Origin of the sequence: Mesorhizobium sp. M0058 (genome assembly GCF_040323095.1) — a bacterium.
GTDB lineage: Bacteria > Pseudomonadota > Alphaproteobacteria > Rhizobiales > Rhizobiaceae > Mesorhizobium.
This window is the reverse complement of sequence record NZ_JAMYUQ010000006.1, coordinates 155,832-176,256: the sequence shown is the minus strand read 5'-3', so window position 1 is coordinate 176,256 and position 20,425 is coordinate 155,832. Positions and strand designations below refer to the sequence as shown.

Here is a 20,425-nt window from a genome sequence, read left to right as displayed (position 1 = left end):
CTAGTTCTGTTTCGTGCCTGCGGCTTCCGCCGGATATTTGCCGAGCAAGGCCTCGACCAGCTTTGAAAAGCCGATGCCTTTCGACGATTTGATCATCACCACGTCGCCGGCCTTCAGCGTCGACAACAGCAGCGGCTTCAATTCCTCGGCGCCGGCGCGGTATTCCGTTTTGATCTCGTCGGGCAGGATGTCTGCCAGCGCCTGCATTTCCGGACCGCCGAGAAAGACCGTGTTTGTGCCGGTGCCGACGATCAACTCGGCAAGGGCTGCATGGAGCTTGGCCGAATGGTCGCCGAGCTCGAGCATGTCGCCGAGCACGGCGATGCGCCGGCCCTCGCCCGTGACAGGCGTCGCGTTGAGCAGCGCCATGGCAGCAGCCATCGAGGCCGGATTGGCGTTGTAGCTCTCGTCGATCAGTGTGATCGGTCCCTTGGGGTGGCGAAGCATATGGCGCTTCCCACGGCCACGCTCGGCCGACAGATCGGCCAGTGCCAAGGCCACCTTGCCGATATCGGCTTCAACCAAATGCGCGGCGCCGAGCACCGCCAGAACGTTCTGTACCATGTGGCGGCCGGGCGCGCCGATGCGCGCCGTCACATCCTGCCCGCCGATCCTGGCGGTGATGTCGGAATGATCGGCATGCAGCTCGCATTTGGTCAGCTTGTAGGTCGACCGTGCATTCTCGCCGAAGCCAAAGACATGTTCGACGCCGGCGGCTCGCGCCATCTTGTCGAGCAGCTTCCATCGCGCATCGTCGCGGTTGAGCAAGGCCGCACCGCCGGGCTCGATGCCTTCAAAAATCTCGGCCTTGGCCTTGGCGATCTCTTCGAGGTTTTTGAAGAAGCCGAGATGGGCGGCGGCGATCAGCGTGACGATGGCGACCTGCGGGCGGACCATCTTGACCAGTGGCCGGATTTCGCCGGGATGGTTCATGCCGATCTCGAACACGGCGTAATCGCAATCGTCGGGCATGCGCGCCAGTGTCAGCGGCACGCCCCAATGGTTGTTGAACGACTGCGCCGACGCGTGCACCTTGCCAACGGCCGACAGCACATGACGCAGCGCCTCCTTGGTGGTGGTCTTGCCGGCCGATCCGGTCACCGCGATGATTTTTGCGTTGGAACGGGCGCGGGCGGCAACACCGAGTTTCTCCAGTGCTGCCAGCACATCCTGCACGACGATCATCGGCGCCGTCAGCCGCCCAAGCGACGGCAATTTGCCTTCGGCGACGACCAGAACGCCGGCGCCGGCCTTGATCGCCGCGGTCGCGAAGTCATGGCCGTCCATCGCCTCGCCCTTGATGGCGAAGAAGGCGTCGCCCGGCTGCAGGCTGCGGCTGTCGATCGAGATCCCCGAAATTCCCTCCGGCATCGGCCCAAGCGGCCGACCGCCCATGGCGTCGACCAGCGCCTCGGAAGTCCAGAGCACGCTCATGCGGCCCGCTCCCGCAGCGCCGAGCGGACTTCTTCGTGGTCGGAGAACGGAAACGTCTCGGCGCCGATGGTCTGGCCCTCTTCATGGCCCTTGCCGGCAACGATCAGCGTATCGCCCGCTTTGAGCATGGCGACCGCTTCGTGGATCGCCTTGCGGCGGTCGCCGATTTCAATGGCGCCGGGTGCGGCTGCCAGGATCGCGGCACGAATCGTTTCCGGCACTTCCGAGCGCGGATTGTCGTCGGTGACGATGACGACATCGGCGAGCCGCGTGGCGATTCCGCCCATGATCGGCCGCTTGCCCCGGTCGCGGTCGCCACCGCAGCCGAACACGACGATGACGCGGCCGGTGGTGAACGGGCGCACGGCGGCCAGCACATTTTCCAGCGCATCCGGCTTGTGGGCATAGTCGACATAGACGGGCGCGCCATTGGCGGTGGCGCCGACAAGGTCGAGCCGTCCCGGTGCCCCCTGAAGTTCCTCTAATGCCATCAAAGCTTTGGCGACCGGCGTTCCAGTGGAAATGGCCAGCCCGGCCGAAACCAGGGCATTGGCGATCTGGAAGTCGCCGGCGAGCGGCAGGTCGATCTCGTAGAGCACGCCGTCGGCTTCGACCTCGGCGCGCTGGCGGTGGCGCTCGTGCTCGACCCGCTTCAGGCGCAGGAAATCGCCATGGCGGCCGACCGTCAGCACCTTGAGCCCGGCGGCCTGCGCAGCCTGGATGGTCGGCGCCGACCACGGATCGTCGGCAAAGATGACCGCCGGCGCGCCTTTCGGCAGCAGCGTGTCGAACAGGCGCAATTTCGCGCGATGGTAATCCTCGACCGTCGGATGATAGTCCATATGGTCGCGGCCGAGATTGGTGAAGCCGCCCGCGGCGAGCTTGACGCCATCGAGGCGGCGCTGGTCGAGACCGTGGCTGGAGGCTTCCATCGAGGCGTGTGTGACGCCGGCCTCCACCAATTCCTTGAGCAACTGGTGCAAAGCCACTGGATCGGGTGTGGTCAACGAACCGTAGTCGTTGCGGCCCGGCGCCACCACGCCGGTGGTGCCGATGGACGCGGCGGCAAAGCCGGCCTGCTCCCAGATCTGCCGGATGAAGGCGGCGACCGAGGTCTTGCCTGCGGTGCCGGTAACCGCGACCATGGTCTCCGGCTGGCTGCCGAAGAAACGTGCCGCGCTCAGCGCCAGCGCCAGGCGTGCGTCGTCGACACTGAGCACCGGGACGGACAGACCGGAAACGGCGCTGGCCTTGCCAACGACAACCGCCGCTGCGCCGCGCTTTGCCGCATCGGCGGCATAGGCCGAACCATCCGCCTTGCTGCCGGCGAGCGCGAAAAAGACCACGCCGGTCTTGACCGAGCGGGAATCCGACGAAATCCCGGTTACCTCCACATCGCGGGAAGATGTTCCCTCGACAGGCAGGATACCGGCTAAATCTCTCAGGTGCATCGAACCCCGTTTATCTCAACAAAATGGCGCGCAGTTGCCGGCGCGCCCTAAGAATCACTGATAGGAAACCAGCGTTGCGCCATTTTCATGGCTGAAATCTGGCTTCACGCCAAGCATGGCGGCTGCCCGCCTGATGATGTTTCCGGCCATGACACCCGCATTGTTGGCGGCGACGTCGGTCATTCCGGGCTTTTCCGGGTGCGGAGCGTCAGCGATCGTAAACACCAGATACTGCGGATCGTCCATCGGGAAGGCGGCGACGAAGGTGTTGAAATTCAGTTCCTTCGAGTAGCGGCCATTGATCACCTTCTCGGCGGTTCCGGTCTTGCCGCCAACGCGGTAGCCGGGGGCCCTGGCGTTTCTGGCCGAGCCTTTCTCGGCATTGAGCGTGTAGAGGTAGCGCATGCCCTCCACAGTCTTTTCGCTGACCACTCTCTTGGCCACCGCCATGGCATCCTGCTCGCTGCGGACCAGGAAAGTCGGCGGGATCAAATAGCCCTGCATCAGCGCCGCGCAGCCGACGGCCGCCTGCAGCGGCGTCGTCGACACGCCATGGCCGAAGGCGATGGTGAAGGAGTTGACCTGCTTCCAGACCTTCGGTTCGGTCGGGCGGGCGACTTCAGGCAGTTCGGTCTGCATCCTGTCCAGAAGGCCAAGGCGATGCAGGAATTCGCGGTGCCCCTCGATGCCGACCATTTCGGCCTCACGGGCCGATCCGATATTGGAGGAGTAAAGGAACACCTCCGGCAATGACAGCACGCGGTTCTTGCCGTGGAAATCGTGGATGGCCTGATGGCCGACCCGGATTGGGTGCGAGGCGTCGAAACGGCTGTTCATGTTCGCCTTGCCGGAATCGAGCGCCATGGCCGAGGTGAAGCTCTTGAAGGTCGAGCCCATCTCGTAGAGGCCGGCCGACATGCGGTTCAGCCGATCCTTGTCCTGCGCATTGAAGGGATTGTTCGGATCGAAATCCGGCACCGAGGCCATCGCCACCACTTCGCCGGTCTTGATGTTGAGCACGACGGCGCCGGCGCCCATGGCCCGATAGCGCTCGAGGCCGGCGGCAATCTCGTCGCGCACCACATGCTGGACGCGCAGGTCGATCGACAGCTGAACCGGCTTCAGATCCTTGGCGATCGCAAGGCCTGAGGCCTGCAGGTCGCTCAGGCCCTGCTCGTCAATGTATTTCTCCATGCCGGAGATGCCCTGATTGTCGATGTTGGTGAGGCCGACAATGTAGGACGAGGTCACGCCGGCAGGATAGAAGCGGCGCTTTTCGGTGCGAAAGCCGATTCCGGGAATGCCGAGCTGCATGATGTCGGCCTGCTGCTTGGGCGTCAGCTGCCGCTGCAGCCAGACGAAGCCGGCGCCGCTTTTCAGCTTGTGATAGGTCTGCTCGGGGTCGATATCTGGCAGAATGGTCGACAGCTTTTCGATCGCCTCGTCGGCATCGACGATGCGGCGCGGCTCGGCAAACAGCGATGCCGTCTTGATGTCGGTCGCCAGCACCTCGCCGTTGCGGTCGACGATGTCGGGACGCGACGCCGTCACCCGGCTTTGCGGCCCATTCGACATGTCGGGGGACTGGAAACCGAGATAGACCAGCCGCCCGGCGATGGTCGAATAAATGCCGAAGAACACCGCCATCGTCATCACGATGCGGGTCTTGGCCTTGCCGCCGGTCGCCTTGCGCGCGCCTTCGACCACGATGGAGCCGTCCTCGCCGGTCCGTGCGTGGCGCTTCAGCAATTTGCCGACCGACGGAAGTTTGGCGCGCATTGGAAATCCAGCGATCATTGGACGATGGCTCCGGTCACCACGGGATCCTTGTCGGCTGGTCCTTTGCCGGAATTGTCGGCCATGCCGCCAAGCCGCTGCGACGACAGGTCCTCGATGTTGAGCGGTTTTGCCGGCAGGTCGTCGAGCCCGACGATCTGCCGCGCATTGACCGGCTCGAGTGCGAGCTGCGATTTGTAGATTTCAGCCAGCTTCTGCAGGCGCGACGGCTGGGTCAGCAGGCTCCAGTCGGCCTTGAGCAGGTCGATCGTGTCCTCCTCATAGCGGATCTGCGCCTCGATCTTCTGCACCGAAGCCAGCTGTTCCTCGGCCTCGCGCTTGGCCTTGTAGGTCAGGGCCGCGGCCGAGACCATGACGGCGATCAGGACTATGTCGCTGGTTCGAAACACGTATTCACCTCTCTCGCGGCGCCTGGATGCCGGGAAGCTTTGGAAGGCCGAAAATGGTGAGATCACCGGCGCGCGCCGGCGCCTCGGTGCGGATGGCGGTACGCAGCCTAGCCGAGCGCGCCCGCGGATTGGCAGCGACCTCGGCATCACCTGCCGTCACGCCGCCACCAGCCTTGCGGAAGGTCGCAGTGCGCGCGTGCGCCTCGGGCAAATGACGTGAGCCGGTGGCGACGTCGGCGCGGTCGGCGATGAAGCGCTTGACGATGCGGTCTTCCAGCGAATGGAACGTCACCACCGCAAGCCGCCCGCCGGGCTTCAATACCCGCTCGGACGCCATTAGGGCTTTGGCCAATTCGCCCAGCTCGTCATTGACGAAAATGCGCAGCGCCTGGAAGACGCGGGTGGCCGGATGAATCTTGTCCTTCGGCGCGCGGCCGATATGCGTTTCGATGGCGTCGGCGAGATCGAGCGTGCGCTCGAACGGACGTTTTTCGCGGCGTGACTCGATCATGCGGGCAATGCGCCCGGCATTCCGCTCTTCGCCGAGGAAGCCGAAGATGCGGGCAAGGTCGCCTATCTTGAACGAATTGACGACGTCGGCAGCACTCAAACCCGCCTGCGCCATGCGCATGTCGAGCGGCCCGTCCGTGCGGAACGAAAAGCCGCGCTCGGGCTGGTCGACCTGCATGGAGGAAATGCCGATGTCGAGGACAACGCCGTCGGCGCTTTCGACCTGTTCGTCCAGCGTCGAGAACGGCGCCTGCACCAGCCTCAGCCTGCCGCCGGATTGCTGTTCCAGGCCGCGCCCGGCGGCAATCGCATCGGGATCGCGATCGATCGCCACCACCGAGGCGCCGCTCGCCAGGATCGCCTTGGTGTAGCCGCCGGCGCCAAACGTGCCGTCGACGATCACATCGCCGGCTTTGGGTGAGAGCGCCTCCAGCACTTCGGCGAGGAGGACCGGAATGTGGCGGACCGGTCCGCCAACGGCGCTAAGATCATCGCCGTGATCCGCCATCATTCCGGCCGCTCCCCAGCCTTGGCCTCGTGAGCCTTCGTCCCCTGCCGAAGCTGCAAAAGCCGAGCGCGCGCCTGCGCCCCATAGGCGGCCAGCCGTCCAGGCTCCCAAACTTGAAAGAAATTGCCACGGCCGACAAAGGCCACTTCGCTCGTGATGCCCGTATGCTCGCGAATGAAATCGCTCATCGTGATGCGGCCATCCTGATCGAGCTTCAGGAACGTCCCGTCGCCATGGCAGAAGAACGACATATCGTCCGCCGTCTGCAAAAAAGGGTCTTCCAGCGCGATGCGCTGCTCGTAGCGGTCGAGCAGATCGAGCCCGCCGACATCCATCGCAGGCACGTCCAGGCCGCGCAGCGCATAGAGTTCCGAATAGCCGCGCTTCTGCACGACCGCGCGGAAATGCGCCGGAACGGAGACCCGCCCCTTCGCATCGATCCTGTTCACCGCGCTTGACAGAAACCGGTCCATGACACGCTGCAGCCGCTTCCGCCGCCGCACCCCTCTCCATGTTTTCGTCCGCGCCGAAGCGCGTCCCCTGCCGAAAATCCGCTTCGCTCCCAGCGGCAAAACGCCGCAAACGCACAGCCGCCGCGGCTGCCCGATTGGCGTACGCTTTACCCTGACGCGGAACGAAGGCTTTGGTATCGAAATGGGATATCATGGGGCACTATGGGCGTCAACGGGAACAGGCTTCACAAACGCGCGCGCCACAACCGGTGAGAGCAGCTCTGACAACACTCCCGTCTTTATCTCCCATTAAGCCTAACGAACCGTTTAGAGCGGGCTGGCCCAAGCGGAAGCGGCTTGCCGCGCATCACTGCCGCGAATAGCGTCGTCAGTCTTTTCGCTGAGCAACAAGGTCAGAAATCCATGTCCGAAACAGCCAGGTCCCGCGCGGCCTCCCTTGCCCATCTGCGTCGCGACGGACTTGTCAAAGGCGACCCCATCCCATTGCCGCTGACCATGGCCGCTATTTTCCACAACCCGGGCGACGGCGCCGGCTACAGTCAGTACGGCCGTTACAGCAACGCCACCTGGGATGCGGTCGAGCACATGCTGGCGCATCTGGAAGACGCGCCATGCGTCGGCTTCCCCTCAGGAATGGCGGCAATCTCGGCGGTGTTTTTCGGCCTGTTGAAATCCGGCGACCGCGTGCTTTTGCCTTCGGACGGCTACCATGCCACACGCGCGCTGGCCGAACGTTTCCTCAAGCCCTTCGGCGTCGCCTATGATCTGCGGCCGACAGCTACATTCCTCGACGGCGGCTTCGACGGCTACCGCCTTGTCTACGTTGAAACCCCGTCAAATCCGCGATTGGACATTTGCGACATCACAGCCGTCACCGAGGCCGCGCACCAAGCGGGCGCGATCGTCGTCGTCGACAACACCACGATGACGCCGTTCGGCCAGCGTCCGCTCGATCTCGGCGCCGACATCATCGTTGCTGCCGACACCAAGGCGGCCAACGGGCATTCCGACGTGCTGTTCGGCCATGTCGCCAGCCGCAATCCAGATATCATCGCGGCCGTCACCGGCTGGCGCGAGACCGCGGGCGGCATACCCGGCCCGTTCGAGGCTTGGCTGGTGCATCGCGGCCTGGAGACGCTGGACGTACGCTTCGACCGCATGTGTTCTTCTGCCGAGGTGATCGTGAAGCGCCTGAAAGACCATCGCGCCGTTAGCGGCTTGCGCTACCCCGGGCTGGAGGGCGACCCGTCGCACAACCTCGCCCGGGCGCAGATGGAGCGCTTCGGCTTCCTCGTGTCCTTCGAACTCCTCTCCCAGGAAAAGGCCGAGGATTTCATCAACAACTGCACGCTGATGCAGGCGGCAACGTCGTTCGGGGGTGTCCACACCTCCGCCGAGCGGCGGGCCAAGCGAGGAGATTCGGTTCCGCCCGGCTTCGTGCGCCTGTCGGTGGGCTGCGAGCCGGTGGAAGAACTCTGGCAGGCGATCGAGGCATCGCTGGACAAGATCGGCGTCTGAACTGGTGGATTAGGTCACCAAGTCGTCGGCGCCAATATCGCGCCTGCCGTGCAAAACGCGGACGATCTCGATCGCGTCTTCGCCCATGCGATACAGAGTGACATATTCGCCGACGATCAGATGACGAATGCCGGGCGCGATATCATCGCGCGGCGCACCTGAGAACGGGTGCAAGGTGAGCAGTGTCTAGCGCCTCTCCAAAGCGTCCACAAGGCGCATGGCTCCCTTTGGGCTATGTTCCGCAATGTAGTCACCGATGCCTTCGACATCTGATATCGCCTGAGGAAGCAGCCGATATTTCACTCTTCCGAGCCTGCAGCTTCCGACATCCTCTGATATTTGGCTCGCAGCCGGTCCATGAAGGGCTGGCCGTCCACCGCCGGTCCGCTGTCGATCCCCTCCTGAATCAGCCTGCGCAATTCCTCGACCGTGTAGCCGAGAAGATCGCGGCGGTCTTTCCATTGCCGCAGCGCATCACGGATGACTTCGCTGGCCGAGGCATATTCGCCGGCGGCCACGACATCGTCGACCGCCGCCGCCAGTTCCGGCGAAAGCGTGATGCTGCGTTTGTCGACGTGACCTATGATGCGCTCCTGATCAAACCATGACAATCATGGTACGATTAAATCGTACCAGCTTCAAGGATGCGTTTGTCTCGACCCCAGCATGCGTACTTGATTCAATCGCTCAAGCACCTGAATCGCCAGCTGCGCCCGAAGGCGCAGACTGCTGATCCAAAGGATTAATCGCGATATGGGGGAGAAATTGCCAGCTGGCCTGTAAGCCGGGTTTTGTATGGCCCTCGCCCCTTTCGGGGCGAGAACGTGGCGGCCATTCATCTTGGGCGCATGTTGCCATGCGCCTCACGCAACCTACCCGGACGGTGAGCCGGAAACAGCCCTCGAAGGTTTCCCCTCGCACCGTCCCTATTCGGTCTTGCTCCCGGTGGGGTTTACCGTGCCGCTCCTGTTGCCAGTCGCGCGGTGGGCTCTTACCCCACCCTTTCACCCTTGCCCCGATAAATCGTGGCGGTTTGCTTTCTGTGGCACTTTCCCTGGGGTCGCCCCCGCCGGCCATTAACCGGCACCGTGTCTCCATGGAGCCCGGACTTTCCTCACCCGCAGCCTTTCGGCTTTGCGGGTGCGGCCGCCCGGCCAGCTGGCAGAGCGTATAAAGGGGTTCACGTTCCAAAACGCAAATGAAAAAGCAGACTTATGCCGGCGATCCCAATGCCGCCAACTGCACCTTGACCTTGCCGCAATAGGCCGCCGACACCGGGTTCATCCGCGTCGCGGCATGGCCGGCATTGTATTTCAGGATCGTGCCGCAGGTGGTGCCGCCGCCGAGATTGCGCGCCATGGCAAGGTACTTCATGCCGTATTTGATGTTGGTGTCGGGATCGAACAGACCCTTGGCCGAGCCGCTATACCCCATCATCCGCGCCGTTGCCGGCTTGATCTGCATCAGGCCGATTTCACCCGCGCTGCCGACGATGTTCGGCCGGTAGTTGCTCTCGATCTTGATGACCGCCTGGGCCAGCGACACCGGCACGCCTTCGGCCGCAGCATAGCGGGCAATGATTGCCGAATACTGGCCGCCAAGCGCGGCTGCCGCAGTCGACTCCGCAGCGGTGCTTGGGCGGATCGATGCGGTCGTCGTCAGGTCGACGCTCTTCCTGTTGCGCTTAAAATGCCTCTTGGCCGTGGCTTTTCTGGCCTTCACCACGGCTGCTTTGCGCACTTTCGCGGTGGTTGCCCTTTTTGCTTTCGGGTTTGCCTTCGTCATGGTGGCCTTGGCGGGTGCGGCGATGAAGCCCTGGTCTGCCCTCTGGCTCACTGGTGCGGCATCGGCCGTGCTGAAGGCAAAAGTCATTACTCCGGCAGCAATAGCTGCCGTTACAACGGTCAATTTCTGCATGTGGTCCTGTTCTGTTTGGCCGCGCGAAGATCTTCACGCAGCAACGCCTAATCAATATCGGAGCATCCGGGGGGCTGGAGGTCCGATAACTTGCACGAACTGCCTTTGAGGGCGGAATTTGTGTCGAACAAGGCGAGGCAATTCACTTTCAGTGACAGGCTGTAACTTTGATATCAGGAAAAGATTATTTAGACGCAACTGACCTAAGGGAAGTCAGCAGGCTTTGCAGCGTGCTAGACGTAGAGCCGTCGGCGACGCCATCCACCAGGCGTGGTCGGAAATGCCGCTGAAAAGCTTCGACGACGATTTCGGTCTGGCGGTCGAAGACACCTGATATCTCGACGCCATAGCCATAGAGCGCCAGCATCGACTGCAGTGCCTCGACCTCGGCGCCGGTATCGCCGGCTTTCAGCACCGCGCCGCGCCGGACCGGCGCCGCAGGCACGAGATGGCCGACCCCGGCCGCAAACAGCGCCTTCCAGGGGAATTTCTCGCCCGGGTCGATCTTGCGCCCCGGCGCGATGTCGGAATGGGCAAGCACCCTTTGCGCCGTAATGGAATGGCGTTCGATGACACCAAGGCAAAGACGGATCACCGCTTCCACCTGCCGCTTGGGAAAGGCCGAATAGCCGAGCGAATGGCCGGGATTGACGATTTCGATGCCGACCGAACAGGAGTTGATGTCGCGACGACCGAACCAGGAACTTGCACCGGCGTGCCAGGCGCGGTCGCTTTCGCGCACCATCTGGATGATGCGACCGTTCTCATGGACGAGGTAGTGGGACGAGACTTCGCTTGCGGGGTCGCACAGCCAGGCTTCCGCGGCAGCACCCGTCGCCATGCCGGTATAGTGCAGCACGATCATGTCGGGCCTGAGCGTTTCGCGCCGCGGGCCGAAATTCGGCGATACCCTGACCTCCGCGCTTGGCTCGTCGGGCGGGAAGCCGCTCATGCGTGCCTGAGGCCCCGCTCGATCATTTCATAGGCCGCGTTGATCGCCGCGACCCTGGTCGTTGCAATCTTGATGAATTCCTGCGGCAGGCCGCGCGCGATCAGCCGGTCCGGATGATTGTCGGAGACCAGCTTGCGGTATCGCTTCCTGACCTCCTCGAACGGTTTCCCGCGCTCAATGCCGAGCACGATATAGGGATCGCCGGCGCCGAGATTGACGTGCCTGGCCAGGATGGCCTCATAGTGCACCTCGTCGATGCGGAAAATCTCGGCAATACGGTGCAGGAAAATCCCTTCGCGCTCATGCACCAGCCCGTCCGCCTTGGCGATATGGAACAGACCGTCGAGTATGTCTTCCAGCATGACGCAGTTCGAATGGCCCGAGCCGCACATCTGCGCCATACTCTCGGCATAGGTCTCGAACCCGGCGACGTCGCGCTTGGCCAGATCGTAAAGCCGCGCCACATTGCGGGTCTGTTCTCGCGGCACCTCGAATATTTCCTGGAACGCGCGAACCTCGTCCTGGGTGACGATGCCATCGGCCTTGGCCATCTTGGCTGACAGCGCAATCATCGCCACAGAGAAGGCGACGCGCCGGCGCAGATCGGCGTCACCGGAGAAAACCGTGCGCACGGCCTCGACCACATCGGCGACGCCGGACGTGGCTGAAGATGAAACGCGGTTGATGAAGTCGCCGAGGCGATCCCAAATCGACATGAGCGCTTATTAGGGCCGCCGGCCATCGCTATCAAGCCAAGACAGCGCCGCAGAGGGGATCGAATTCACGCAAGCAACCGACGCGCCAGATCCCAAACCGTAGGAAAGAGCCGGTTCAAGACCCTTGAGCCCCGAATCGACCTAAACGCAGGAAGGCCGGCGCGAAGCCGGCCTCCTCTCTCGTCACGTCAAAGTGACCGAGACTGCTGCTACTGCGCGGGGGCAGGAGCAGGTGTTGCCGGAGCCGGTTCTGCAGGCTTCGGTGCATCCGGCGTCGCCGGCTTCATGGGCTCGGCGGCTGGCGGATTGGTGCTCTGGGTGGTGGTGTTATCCGTACCGCTGTCGCTGCAGGCGGCAACGCCGAACAGGGCCAGGGCGGAAACGGAAGCAAGAATGAGCTTTTTCATGACATCTCTCCTTCAACACACGCTCACATTGCGGTGAACGGTCGAAGGCAAAATGCATCAAACGGCCATGAGTTTCGTAACGTTGCGTTTCCTGATGTAACATCCGCGCACTACCGATTGCGGGCCGGGCGATGCCGAACTAACAGTCTGGACCCAAATGCAATGCCGGAGTTCTGCGTGGACAAGAAATGGGATTTTTGGATCGACCGCGGCGGCACCTTCACCGACGTGATCGGACGTGATCCGCAAGGCGGTTTGCATCCCAGGAAATTCCTGTCGGAAAATCCCGAAGCCTATCCCGACGCGGCCATAGCCGGTATCCGTGAGCTTCTGGGGCTGAAATCCGGCACCGCTATTCCTCCGGGCCTGGTCGGTGACGTCAAGATGGGTACCACCGTTGCCACGAATGCGCTGCTGGAGCGCAAGGGCGACCGTGTGCTTTTGCTCATCACCAAGGGCTTTCGCGATGCGCTGAAGATCGCCTATCAAGCGCGGCCAGACATCTTCGCCAAGGAGATCATTCTTCCCGAACAGCTTTATGAGCGGGTCATCGAGATCGACGAGCGTGTGCGCGCCAATGGCGAGGTCGAGCGCTTGCTCGACATCGCCGCCTGCCGGCCCGCCATCGAACAGGCGAAGGCCGACGGCATCAATGCGGTGGCCATCGTCTTCATGCATGCCTGGAAATATCCCGACCACGAGAAGGCGGTGGCGAAAGTCTGCCGCAAGATCGGGTTCAGCCAAGTCTCGGTCAGCCATGAAGTCTCGCCACTGATCAAACTGGTCGGCCGCGGCGACACCACCGTGGTCGATGCCTATCTGTCGCCGATCCTGTCGCGCTATGTGCAAAGAGTAGCGGGAGAACTGGGCGCGACGCCAATCTCCCCACTTCTGGAGGGTGAGGAGCGGTCGGCCAAAGGCCGAGAAAAAGCCAACGATTTGGCTTTTTCAGCGACGAACGCCCGGAGCCATAGCGAAGGGCAGTCCGCAAAGCGGCCAGAGGGGGTCCTCTCGGAAGGCACCGCCAATGCGCTGAGCCCGGTCGATCCAACCCCACCCGGCGGCTCCGCCGCCACCCTCCCCTCGAGGGGGAGGGAAAACCCTCGCCTGATGTTCATGATGTCGTCGGGCGGGCTTACCGCCGCCGACATGTTTCAGGGCAAGGACGCGCTGCTGTCCGGCCCGGCCGGCGGTGTCGTCGGCATGGTCGAGACGGCGAAACTCGCCGGATTCGAGAAAGTCATCGGTTTCGACATGGGCGGCACCTCGACCGACGTCGCCCATTATGACGGCGATTATGAGCGCGCCTTCGACACCGAGGTCGCCGGCGTGCGCATCCGTGCGCCGATGATGCGCATCCATACCGTCGCTGCCGGCGGCGGCTCGATCCTGCACTACGAAGCCGGCCGTTTCCGCGCCGGCCCGGATTCCGCCGGCGCCAATCCCGGCCCCGCCGCCTACCGGCGCGGCGGCCCGCTGGCCGTCACCGACGCCAATGTCATGCTGGGCAAGCTGCAGCCCGATTTCTTCCCGGCAATTTTCGGCCCAGACCAGGACCAGCCGCTGGACGTCGCCGCCGTGCATAAAAAATTCGCTGCGCTCGCCGCCGAAATCGGCGATGGCCGCACGCCGGAAGCCGTCGCCGAAGGGTTCGTTACCATCGCGGTGGAAAACATGGCCAATGCTATCAAGAAGATCTCCGTGCAGCGCGGCTACGATGTCACCGAATATCTCTTGAACTGTTTTGGCGGCGCCGGCGGCCAGCATGCCTGCCTGGTTGCCGACGCGCTCGGCATGGAGGCGGTACTGATCCACCCCTTCTCCGGTCTGCTCTCAGCCTATGGTATCGGCCTGTCGTCGGTTTTCGCGTCGCGCCAGCAGGCGCTCCTGAAGCCGCTTGCCGAAGAATCCAGGACCCAGATCGGCAGCCTCGTCGGCACGTTGAAAAAAGCCGTCATCGCCGAATTGGCAGCGCAAGGCATCGCCGAGGACAAGATTGCGGCAAAGCCGGTGCTGCACATCCGCTATGACGGCACCGACACCACGCTGCCGGTGAATTTCGAAGGCGACTCGATCTTCCAGGCCAGGCGCGATTTCGAAATCGCCCACAAGGCGCAGTTCGGGTTCGTCTATGATGACAAGCCGATGATCGTCGAGACCGTTGGCGTGGAAGGCGCCGAGATCGTCGAGACCACGGCCGAAGCCGTTGCGCCCGCCGGACCGGCAATGGTTGAAGCGGGTGCGTCGGGAACGCGGCGCATCTACACCGAGGGCCGCTGGCATGAGGCCGGCATCCATCGCCGCGAAAACCTGCGCCCATCCAATCTGGTCCCAGGCCCCGCTTTGATCATCGAGCCGAACCAGACCATCGTCGTGGAGCCGGGCTGGCAGGCCGAAATCACCAACCTCAATCACGTCGTCATTCGCCGCACGGAACGGAAAGTTCGCACGGCTGCCCTCGGTACCGAAGCCGATCCGGTGATGCTGGAGGTCTTCAACAACCTCTTCATGTCGATCGCCGAGCAGATGGGCGTCACGCTGCAGAACACCGCCTATTCCGTCAACATCAAGGAAAGGCTGGACTTTTCCTGCGCCGTCTTCGACCGTCATGGAGCGCTGGTCGCCAACGCGCCGCACATGCCGGTGCATCTCGGCTCCATGGACCGCTCGGTCGAAACCATCATCCGGCTGAACTCCGGCGACATCCATCCCGGCGACGTCTTTGCGCTGAACGCCCCCTACAATGGCGGCACGCATTTGCCTGATATCACCGTGGTGACGCCGGTGTTTTCCCTCCCCCTTGAGGGGAGGGTGGCCGCGCAGCGGCCGGGTGGGGTCCTCTCAGAAGGCACCACAAGAGCGTCGAGCACTGCCGCAACGACCCCCTCCGGCGGCTCCGCCGCCACCTCCCCCTCAAGGGGGGAGGAAGTAATCTTCTACGTAGCCTCGCGCGGCCACCATGCCGATATTGGCGGCACGGCACCGGGCTCGATGACGCCGCTTGCCACCACGGTCGACGAGGAAGGCGTGCTGTTCGACAATTTCCGCGTTGTCGATCGTGGAAAATTCCGCGAGACGGAGTTGCACACGCTGCTCACCGACCACGCCTATCCTGCCCGCAACCCACACCAGAACATCGCCGACCTCAAGGCGCAGATCGCCGCGAATGAAAAGGGCGTGGCGGAATTGCGCAAGATGGTCGCCCATTTCGGCCTCGACGTCGTCGAAGCCTATATGGGCCATGTCCAGGACAACGCCGCCGAAAGCGTGCGCCGCGTGCTGGAGCGGCTGCCAGATAGTTCCGAGTACGAATACCCGACCGACACTGGCCAGGTGATCAAGGTGAAGATTACCGTCGATCGGCAAAAGCGCGAGGCGACCGTGGACTTCACCGGAACGTCGAAGGTCGAGAAGAACAATTTCAATGCGCCCGAGCCCGTCGCCCGCGCAGCCGTGCTCTATGCCTTCCGTGTCATGGTCGAGGACATGATCCCGATGAATGCCGGCTGCCTGCGGCCGATCAACATCATCATCCCCGACGGCTCGATGCTGAAGCCCGCCTACCCCGCCGCCGTCGTCGCCGGCAATGTCGAGACCTCGCAGCATGTCACAAACGCCCTGTTCGGCGCCATGGGAGCCATGGCCAATGCGCAAGGCACGATGAACAACCTGACCTTCGGCAACAAGCAGTACCAGTATTACGAGACCATCTGCTCCGGCTCGCCGGCAGGCCGGATGAACTCCGGCCGCGGCTTTGCCGGCACATCCGGCGTCCACACCCACATGACCAATTCGCGCCTCACCGATCCGGAAGTGCTGGAACTGCGCTTTCCCGTCATGCTCGAGGATTTCCACATCCGCGAAGGTTCCGGCGGCAAAGGCAAATGGAGCGCCGGCGACGGCACCAGGCGCACCATCCGCTTCCTCGAAAAGATGGAATGCGCCATCCTGTCCTCGCACCGCAACCGCCCGCCGCAAGGCCTCGATGGCGGCGGTGACGGCGAGGTCGGCTCGACCAAGGTCCGCCGCCAGGACGGCAGCGTCGAGACGCTGAAGGCCTGCGACCAGACCGTGCTCGACGCCGGCGACGCCGTCATCCTGACGACGCCGACGCCGGGCGGGTTTGGCAAGCAATGACGGAGTCTTGCTAGGTGCCGATCAACGGACAATCTGGGCGCGCGAGAATTGCGTTTTGAGGATAAGTACCCATGACCGGGTGACGAACATTCCTGAGGTACTCGGCCGGCGATCTGAGCTTCAACCCGAACTTTTCGGACTCGTTGATGGGATGGCCGATCGGCTGTATCCGCCTTTGCAACCAGTAATGGGGTGGTTAGCCTGGCTGCAGCGGATGCGTGGCGAACTCTTAAAGCTGCCCATTTTGCCGACAGATTTAAGTCACATTAAACGGCCTTTCAATGGGACTCGACTCATCGACCTGCCGGCGTGATAGTCCGCTTGGGTTGAGGGTTTGGCCATGACAGCAGACGTAGAGATGCTAGGTCCTACTATGGACCGCTATTTGACCGAAAACAAAGCTGCTGCGTGCATCTCGATCAAGGCTTCTATCGCCATGCTGAGGGATCGAACTGGCACCATTCTCTCCGACGTTGATCTGGAACAGTTCATCGGGACGATCGCAACAACACTCGGCAAAGCCATCCTGTTCGACCACCATGGCGACAAGGCCTTCAGACTTGGTGCAGGCTGATGCGCAAGACTTTTCACGGATTCTACGAGCCTACGGCGGCAGAGTTTGAAAAAATCTGGTCAGAAGGGCTGCTCGTTCCCGACACCAATGTGTTGTTGCATCTTTTCAGATTCAGGCCGAAACAACGGGCGGAGGTCCTGGCTGCATTCCAATCGTTTGGTCAAAGGCTTTGGCTGCCGCATCAGGTAGGTCAGGAGTTTCAGTTGAACTGGCGCTCGGCCGACAGTTCCAACAGAGGCGAGTATCGAAAACTGAAGGACAAGCTCGCGACGAAAAAAGGGGAAGTCGAATCTCTCGTGAGCGCTTTCAGTCGATACGATCCGTGGCCCGCTGGTTCTGGGATGAAGAATATCGGTGGGTTCTTCGATCACCTCGCGAAAGAGGTTGACGATGCCGTCGGCGAGCTCCCCGACGCCCAAGGCGTGTTTGCTGCTGTGACAGATCTATTTGAAGGAAAGGTCGCCGATCAGCCCAAAGATATAGAGGGTCGCGCTAAGGAGGGAACTCGGCGTGCAGCTGCCGAGATACCTCCCGGCTACATGGACAAGCGACCGGGCGACTATCTCATTTGGGCCGAGATGAAGCAAAAGGCCAAATCGACCAATGCACCGATCCTCTTCATCACAGACGACGCCAAGGAGGATTGGTGGCTTATCCAGTCCGGAAAGACAGTAGGTCCGCGCCCTGAGTTAAGGCAGGAATTTTTCGCAGAAACTGGACAGCTGTTTTACTCTTATGCGCCAGCGCGATTCCTGGCGCTGGTTGCAGACCGCACGAAAAATATCGTCTCGCCCGAGACGGTGAAGGAGATGCGGCGAGCTGAACTCGACGCCGTCGCTTCGTCGTGGGCGCATGCTGCGAACTCGCTGAAAAACCGCTCTGTTGAGTGCACAGCAGAACCTGAGCGTTTTATACGGCTGTTGATGAGGTACTGCAATTTTGTGGGAATGCGGGACAGCATCGGGAATGGCTCAGACCGGGCGGAAGGTATTCGACTGGAAATGGAGAAACTGAGGGTTGAACTTTTTTCGCTTCTTAAAGCCGAGACGTTGGAAGAAAGAGTTGGCGTATTTAATGAGTTTGTCGGCTTGGGTGTCAGAGCTCTTCCAGGTCGATGGGGTCATGAAGGGGACGCAGCGCGGTCCAGACTTCAAATGCTTTACGACAAGGCCCATCTCTCGGCCATATCGGATGGTTCACCGTCTGCTTGGGGACCTGGAGATTGAAGCGTTTGGAGGCATAATCCACCATAGCCACAAACATCCCGCCGGTAAAAGGGGCGGGTGATGGCCTTGCGTAGAGCAGCATAGTCCGACAAGCCTGCGTCATTCAGGACAACGATCTCGCCGTCGATAATTGCGCCAGCATGACCTCTATTTCGTCGCATTCGATCTGCTGCACCTTAACGGCCATGACTTGCGGGGTATGGACCTCGACGACCGCCGCGGGCTCAGTTCATTCAATGGAACGGGACAGGCCCGGCGCAGCGGCCTATAGCTGGTAAGCCGGGCTAGACGCTGTGGTGTCACGAGGTCTAGCGGGGATGAATACCAGGGATGCATGGAGGGTGACGTGCTAGAAGAAACCGAAGAGCTTCTTTTCCAGTCAAACTTGGTGCGCCGGGTCAAGAACCTCGCGCTCGGTCCGACGACGCCTTCAAACGCCCTGGTCCCTCTTTACGAGGCAATTTATAATTCAATTCACGCCGTTCAAGATCGCTTCCTACAGGAGTGGGTGAGAGGCGGCCGGATCGGCGTCTCAATTTTCATGGATAATGGCGCTCCAAGCGTTGAAATCAGAGACAACGGAATCGGCCTAGACAACGATAATTTCACGTCTTTTCGGACCTACGATAGCGATCACAAAGCTAAGCGTGGTGGCAAAGGAGTTGGCCGGCTCTCCTGGCTTAAAGTTTTCGATTCCGCCGAGGTCACGAGCGTCTTTGCGCTGGCCGGAGAACTGTATGTTCGGCACTTCTACATTTTGCTGGACAACCTTAGACCGATTCAACAGCACACAGTGAAGCCGGCTCCAGATGGCCAGATCGGCACGGTCGTTAAGCTCATTCGAATGAAACCGGAATATGCGCGACATATGCCGTCACGCACCGATACCATTTTACGGAAAATTGCGGCTCACTTCCTACCCTACCTTGTTTCAAAGGCGAAACCGTCCATAACGATCGAGACCGCGACTGAGAGCTACGATCTAGGCGAGTTTTTGGGTTCCCAAGGAGTAGAACTGGGAGAGCTCGACTTCCCAGTTTCTGAGACCGAGGAGCTGCATCTTGAACACAATCTTCTTCGGCAGGGCGTCCTCGAAGGCAAGGTAAGTCATACGCTGTATCTTGCGGCCCATGATCGAGTGGTAGCATCCTTCGACATCGGCTTGGCGCTCGGCCTAGCGACATATATCGAACGCGACGGACAGCGTTATGCCTATGCAGGCGTTGTGAGTGGAAGCCTTCTGGATGAGGCTGTGAATTCGGAAAGGACAGCATTCGACCTGGATGCGGAAACCATCGAATTGACAAAGAGGGGGGCACTTGCTGAGATCAAAATTATCTTAGGCCCGCAACTCGACAGGGTCATAGACAAGCAAACAGATCTCTTGCGAAATGTGGTCAAAAAATATCCTCGCTTTTCATATCTGCTGAGCAATCCCAGGGATTTCGTGGCCGATAAAATCCCGCGCAATTTTCGCACTTCCGAACAAATCTACCAGCATCTGGCATTGTACGATTTTCGGGAGAACCGCGACATTGAACGTAAGGTCGAGGTGCTCTCGAAAGAGAAAGTCTCTGATGAAGATCCGGTCCAAAGCGGTGTTCAAGCTATTGTGAGCCGGTTGACAGCCCAAGAATTCTCAGTGCTTGCGGACTATACGGTACGAAGAAAGGTGGTGTTGGACCTGTTGGAAAGAAGGCTGGGCTACCGGCCTGACGGCACAATGAAACAGCATGCGGAGGAGGCTCTGCATAGCTTCGTCGTTCCTATGAGGGTTACGAATAGCGAAATCCATATCGACAAGCACAACCTTTGGATCATCGATGACAAACTTACGTACTATGAGCATTGGGCCTCGGACAAAAAGCTGAAAACCCTTTTGGCCGAGAGCGATTCAGGCAGTCGGCCGGACGTTCTCCTGTTCGGAGGCAGAACTGCCTATCACCGCCCAGGAACTGACCAACCGGTCGTCATCATTGAATTTAAAAAGCCGGTTCGAAACGACTACAATGATGACGAGAATCCATTCACTCAGATCTACGGCTATATCGAGGAGCTTCGCGCTGGCAAAGTCCTGGACCGGTCTGGCGGCCTTATCCAAGAGATTTCGGAAACCACACCGTTCTTTTGCTACATCATCGCGGACCTAACACCCAATCTCCGAAAATGGTTGAGGATGGCCCAGATCAACGTCCCGCTACCCGGAGGCGGCGGGTTCTACGGCTATAACGATGACTATAAGGCATTCATTCAAGCGCTGAGCTACCGCTACGTGCTGAAAGACGCACGAATGAGAAACGAGGCGTTCTTCAAGCAACTCGGTATTTGAAAGCTGATCGCGGCCGCCGGCCGAGAGTAGCTTTCTGATGCCAAATGAAGTTGCGCGGAGGTGCCAAACGATTTTGCGCGCTACAGC

The 20,425-nt window shown here is 61.2% G+C and carries 17 protein-coding genes, 1 other RNA gene and 1 pseudogene; 6 read left to right on the top strand and 13 right to left on the bottom strand.

What is annotated here, in order from left to right; translation table 11 throughout:
- The 6 genes from NKJ75_RS12075 to mraZ are packed head-to-tail and all read right to left on the bottom strand — an operon-like array spanning position 1 to position 6,562.
- The gene (locus NKJ75_RS12075) at positions 1 to 1,434 is read right to left on the bottom strand and encodes a UDP-N-acetylmuramoylalanyl-D-glutamyl-2,6-diaminopimelate--D-alanyl-D-alanine ligase (RefSeq protein WP_023815573.1); all 1,434 of its coding nucleotides are present in this window, start codon (positions 1,432 to 1,434) and stop codon (positions 1 to 3) included.
- A complete protein-coding gene (locus tag NKJ75_RS12070; RefSeq protein WP_352499722.1) occupies positions 1,431 to 2,885 on the bottom strand; it encodes a UDP-N-acetylmuramoyl-L-alanyl-D-glutamate--2,6-diaminopimelate ligase in 1,455 nt (484 codons plus the stop codon). Before NKJ75_RS12070 ends, NKJ75_RS12075 begins: the two co-directional genes overlap by 4 nt.
- A gap of 54 nt (positions 2,886 to 2,939) precedes the next feature.
- Positions 2,940 to 4,664 (bottom strand): peptidoglycan D,D-transpeptidase FtsI family protein, encoded by a 1,725-nt coding sequence (locus tag NKJ75_RS12065; RefSeq protein WP_023833906.1) that lies wholly within the window; start codon positions 4,662 to 4,664, stop codon positions 2,940 to 2,942.
- Between the two features lie 14 nt (positions 4,665 to 4,678).
- Positions 4,679 to 5,071 (bottom strand): cell division protein FtsL, encoded by a 393-nt coding sequence (gene ftsL / locus NKJ75_RS12060; protein ID WP_023682142.1) that lies wholly within the window; start codon positions 5,069 to 5,071, stop codon positions 4,679 to 4,681.
- A 4-nt stretch (positions 5,072 to 5,075) separates the two neighbouring features.
- Entirely contained in the window at positions 5,076 to 6,092 is a 1,017-nt protein-coding gene (rsmH, locus tag NKJ75_RS12055; protein ID WP_023714771.1) for a 16S rRNA (cytosine(1402)-N(4))-methyltransferase RsmH, read from the bottom strand.
- Positions 6,089 to 6,562, bottom strand: coding sequence for a division/cell wall cluster transcriptional repressor MraZ (gene mraZ, locus NKJ75_RS12050; protein WP_023682144.1), 474 nt, complete (start codon positions 6,560 to 6,562; stop codon positions 6,089 to 6,091). Before mraZ ends, rsmH begins: the two co-directional genes overlap by 4 nt.
- Before the next feature lie 402 nt (positions 6,563 to 6,964).
- On the opposite strand from mraZ, the gene NKJ75_RS12045 reads away from it, so the two are divergent.
- The gene (locus NKJ75_RS12045; protein ID WP_023735971.1) at positions 6,965 to 8,080 is read left to right on the top strand and encodes a cystathionine gamma-lyase; all 1,116 of its coding nucleotides are present in this window, start codon (positions 6,965 to 6,967) and stop codon (positions 8,078 to 8,080) included.
- 9 nt (positions 8,081 to 8,089) lie between these two features.
- Here the strand turns inward: NKJ75_RS12045 and NKJ75_RS12040 are convergent, their stop codons facing one another.
- From NKJ75_RS12040 to NKJ75_RS12010, 7 genes are all read right to left on the bottom strand, one after another.
- Positions 8,090 to 8,254 carry a type II toxin-antitoxin system RelE/ParE family toxin gene (locus NKJ75_RS12040; RefSeq protein WP_245259999.1) on the bottom strand — a complete coding sequence of 55 codons (165 nt, stop codon included), beginning with the start codon at positions 8,252 to 8,254 and terminating at the stop codon, positions 8,090 to 8,092.
- A gap of 125 nt (positions 8,255 to 8,379) precedes the next feature.
- Positions 8,380 to 8,664, bottom strand: coding sequence for a type II toxin-antitoxin system ParD family antitoxin (locus NKJ75_RS12035; protein WP_023735972.1), 285 nt, complete (start codon positions 8,662 to 8,664; stop codon positions 8,380 to 8,382).
- 180 nt (positions 8,665 to 8,844) lie between these two features.
- Positions 8,845 to 9,242: RNase P RNA component class A (rnpB, locus tag NKJ75_RS12030), an RNA gene on the bottom strand.
- Between the two features lie 50 nt (positions 9,243 to 9,292).
- The gene (locus NKJ75_RS12025) at positions 9,293 to 9,997 is read right to left on the bottom strand and encodes a lytic transglycosylase domain-containing protein (protein WP_023729353.1); all 705 of its coding nucleotides are present in this window, start codon (positions 9,995 to 9,997) and stop codon (positions 9,293 to 9,295) included.
- A 184-nt stretch (positions 9,998 to 10,181) separates the two neighbouring features.
- Positions 10,182 to 10,949 carry an N-acetylmuramoyl-L-alanine amidase gene (locus tag NKJ75_RS12020; protein WP_352499721.1) on the bottom strand — a complete coding sequence of 256 codons (768 nt, stop codon included), beginning with the start codon at positions 10,947 to 10,949 and terminating at the stop codon, positions 10,182 to 10,184.
- Positions 10,946 to 11,665 (bottom strand): J domain-containing protein, encoded by a 720-nt coding sequence (locus NKJ75_RS12015; RefSeq protein WP_023744594.1) that lies wholly within the window; start codon positions 11,663 to 11,665, stop codon positions 10,946 to 10,948. Before NKJ75_RS12015 ends, NKJ75_RS12020 begins: the two co-directional genes overlap by 4 nt.
- Before the next feature lie 209 nt (positions 11,666 to 11,874).
- On the bottom strand, positions 11,875 to 12,072 hold the full coding sequence (locus NKJ75_RS12010; RefSeq protein WP_023668260.1) for a hypothetical protein: 198 nt from the start codon (positions 12,070 to 12,072) through the stop codon (positions 11,875 to 11,877).
- 177 nt (positions 12,073 to 12,249) lie between these two features.
- Between NKJ75_RS12010 and NKJ75_RS12005 the strand changes: the two genes are divergently transcribed.
- The 5 genes and pseudogenes from NKJ75_RS12005 to NKJ75_RS11985 all read left to right on the top strand — a co-directional run bounded on the left by NKJ75_RS12005 (position 12,250) and on the right by NKJ75_RS11985 (position 20,338).
- Entirely contained in the window at positions 12,250 to 16,209 is a 3,960-nt protein-coding gene (locus NKJ75_RS12005) for a hydantoinase B/oxoprolinase family protein (protein WP_352499720.1), read from the top strand.
- 340 nt (positions 16,210 to 16,549) lie between these two features.
- Entirely contained in the window at positions 16,550 to 16,783 is a 234-nt protein-coding gene (locus NKJ75_RS12000; protein ID WP_155923539.1) for a hypothetical protein, read from the top strand.
- The gene (locus NKJ75_RS11995) at positions 16,783 to 18,009 is read left to right on the top strand and encodes a PIN-like domain-containing protein (RefSeq protein ID WP_352499719.1); all 1,227 of its coding nucleotides are present in this window, start codon (positions 16,783 to 16,785) and stop codon (positions 18,007 to 18,009) included. Before NKJ75_RS12000 ends, NKJ75_RS11995 begins: the two co-directional genes overlap by 1 nt.
- A 133-nt stretch (positions 18,010 to 18,142) precedes the next feature.
- A pseudogene (locus tag NKJ75_RS11990) lies at positions 18,143 to 18,229 on the top strand (ATP-dependent DNA ligase); the annotation flags it as partial.
- 126 nt (positions 18,230 to 18,355) lie between these two features.
- The gene (locus NKJ75_RS11985) at positions 18,356 to 20,338 is read left to right on the top strand and encodes an ATP-binding protein (protein WP_196814977.1); all 1,983 of its coding nucleotides are present in this window, start codon (positions 18,356 to 18,358) and stop codon (positions 20,336 to 20,338) included.
- The last annotated feature ends 87 nt before the right edge of the window (positions 20,339 to 20,425 follow it).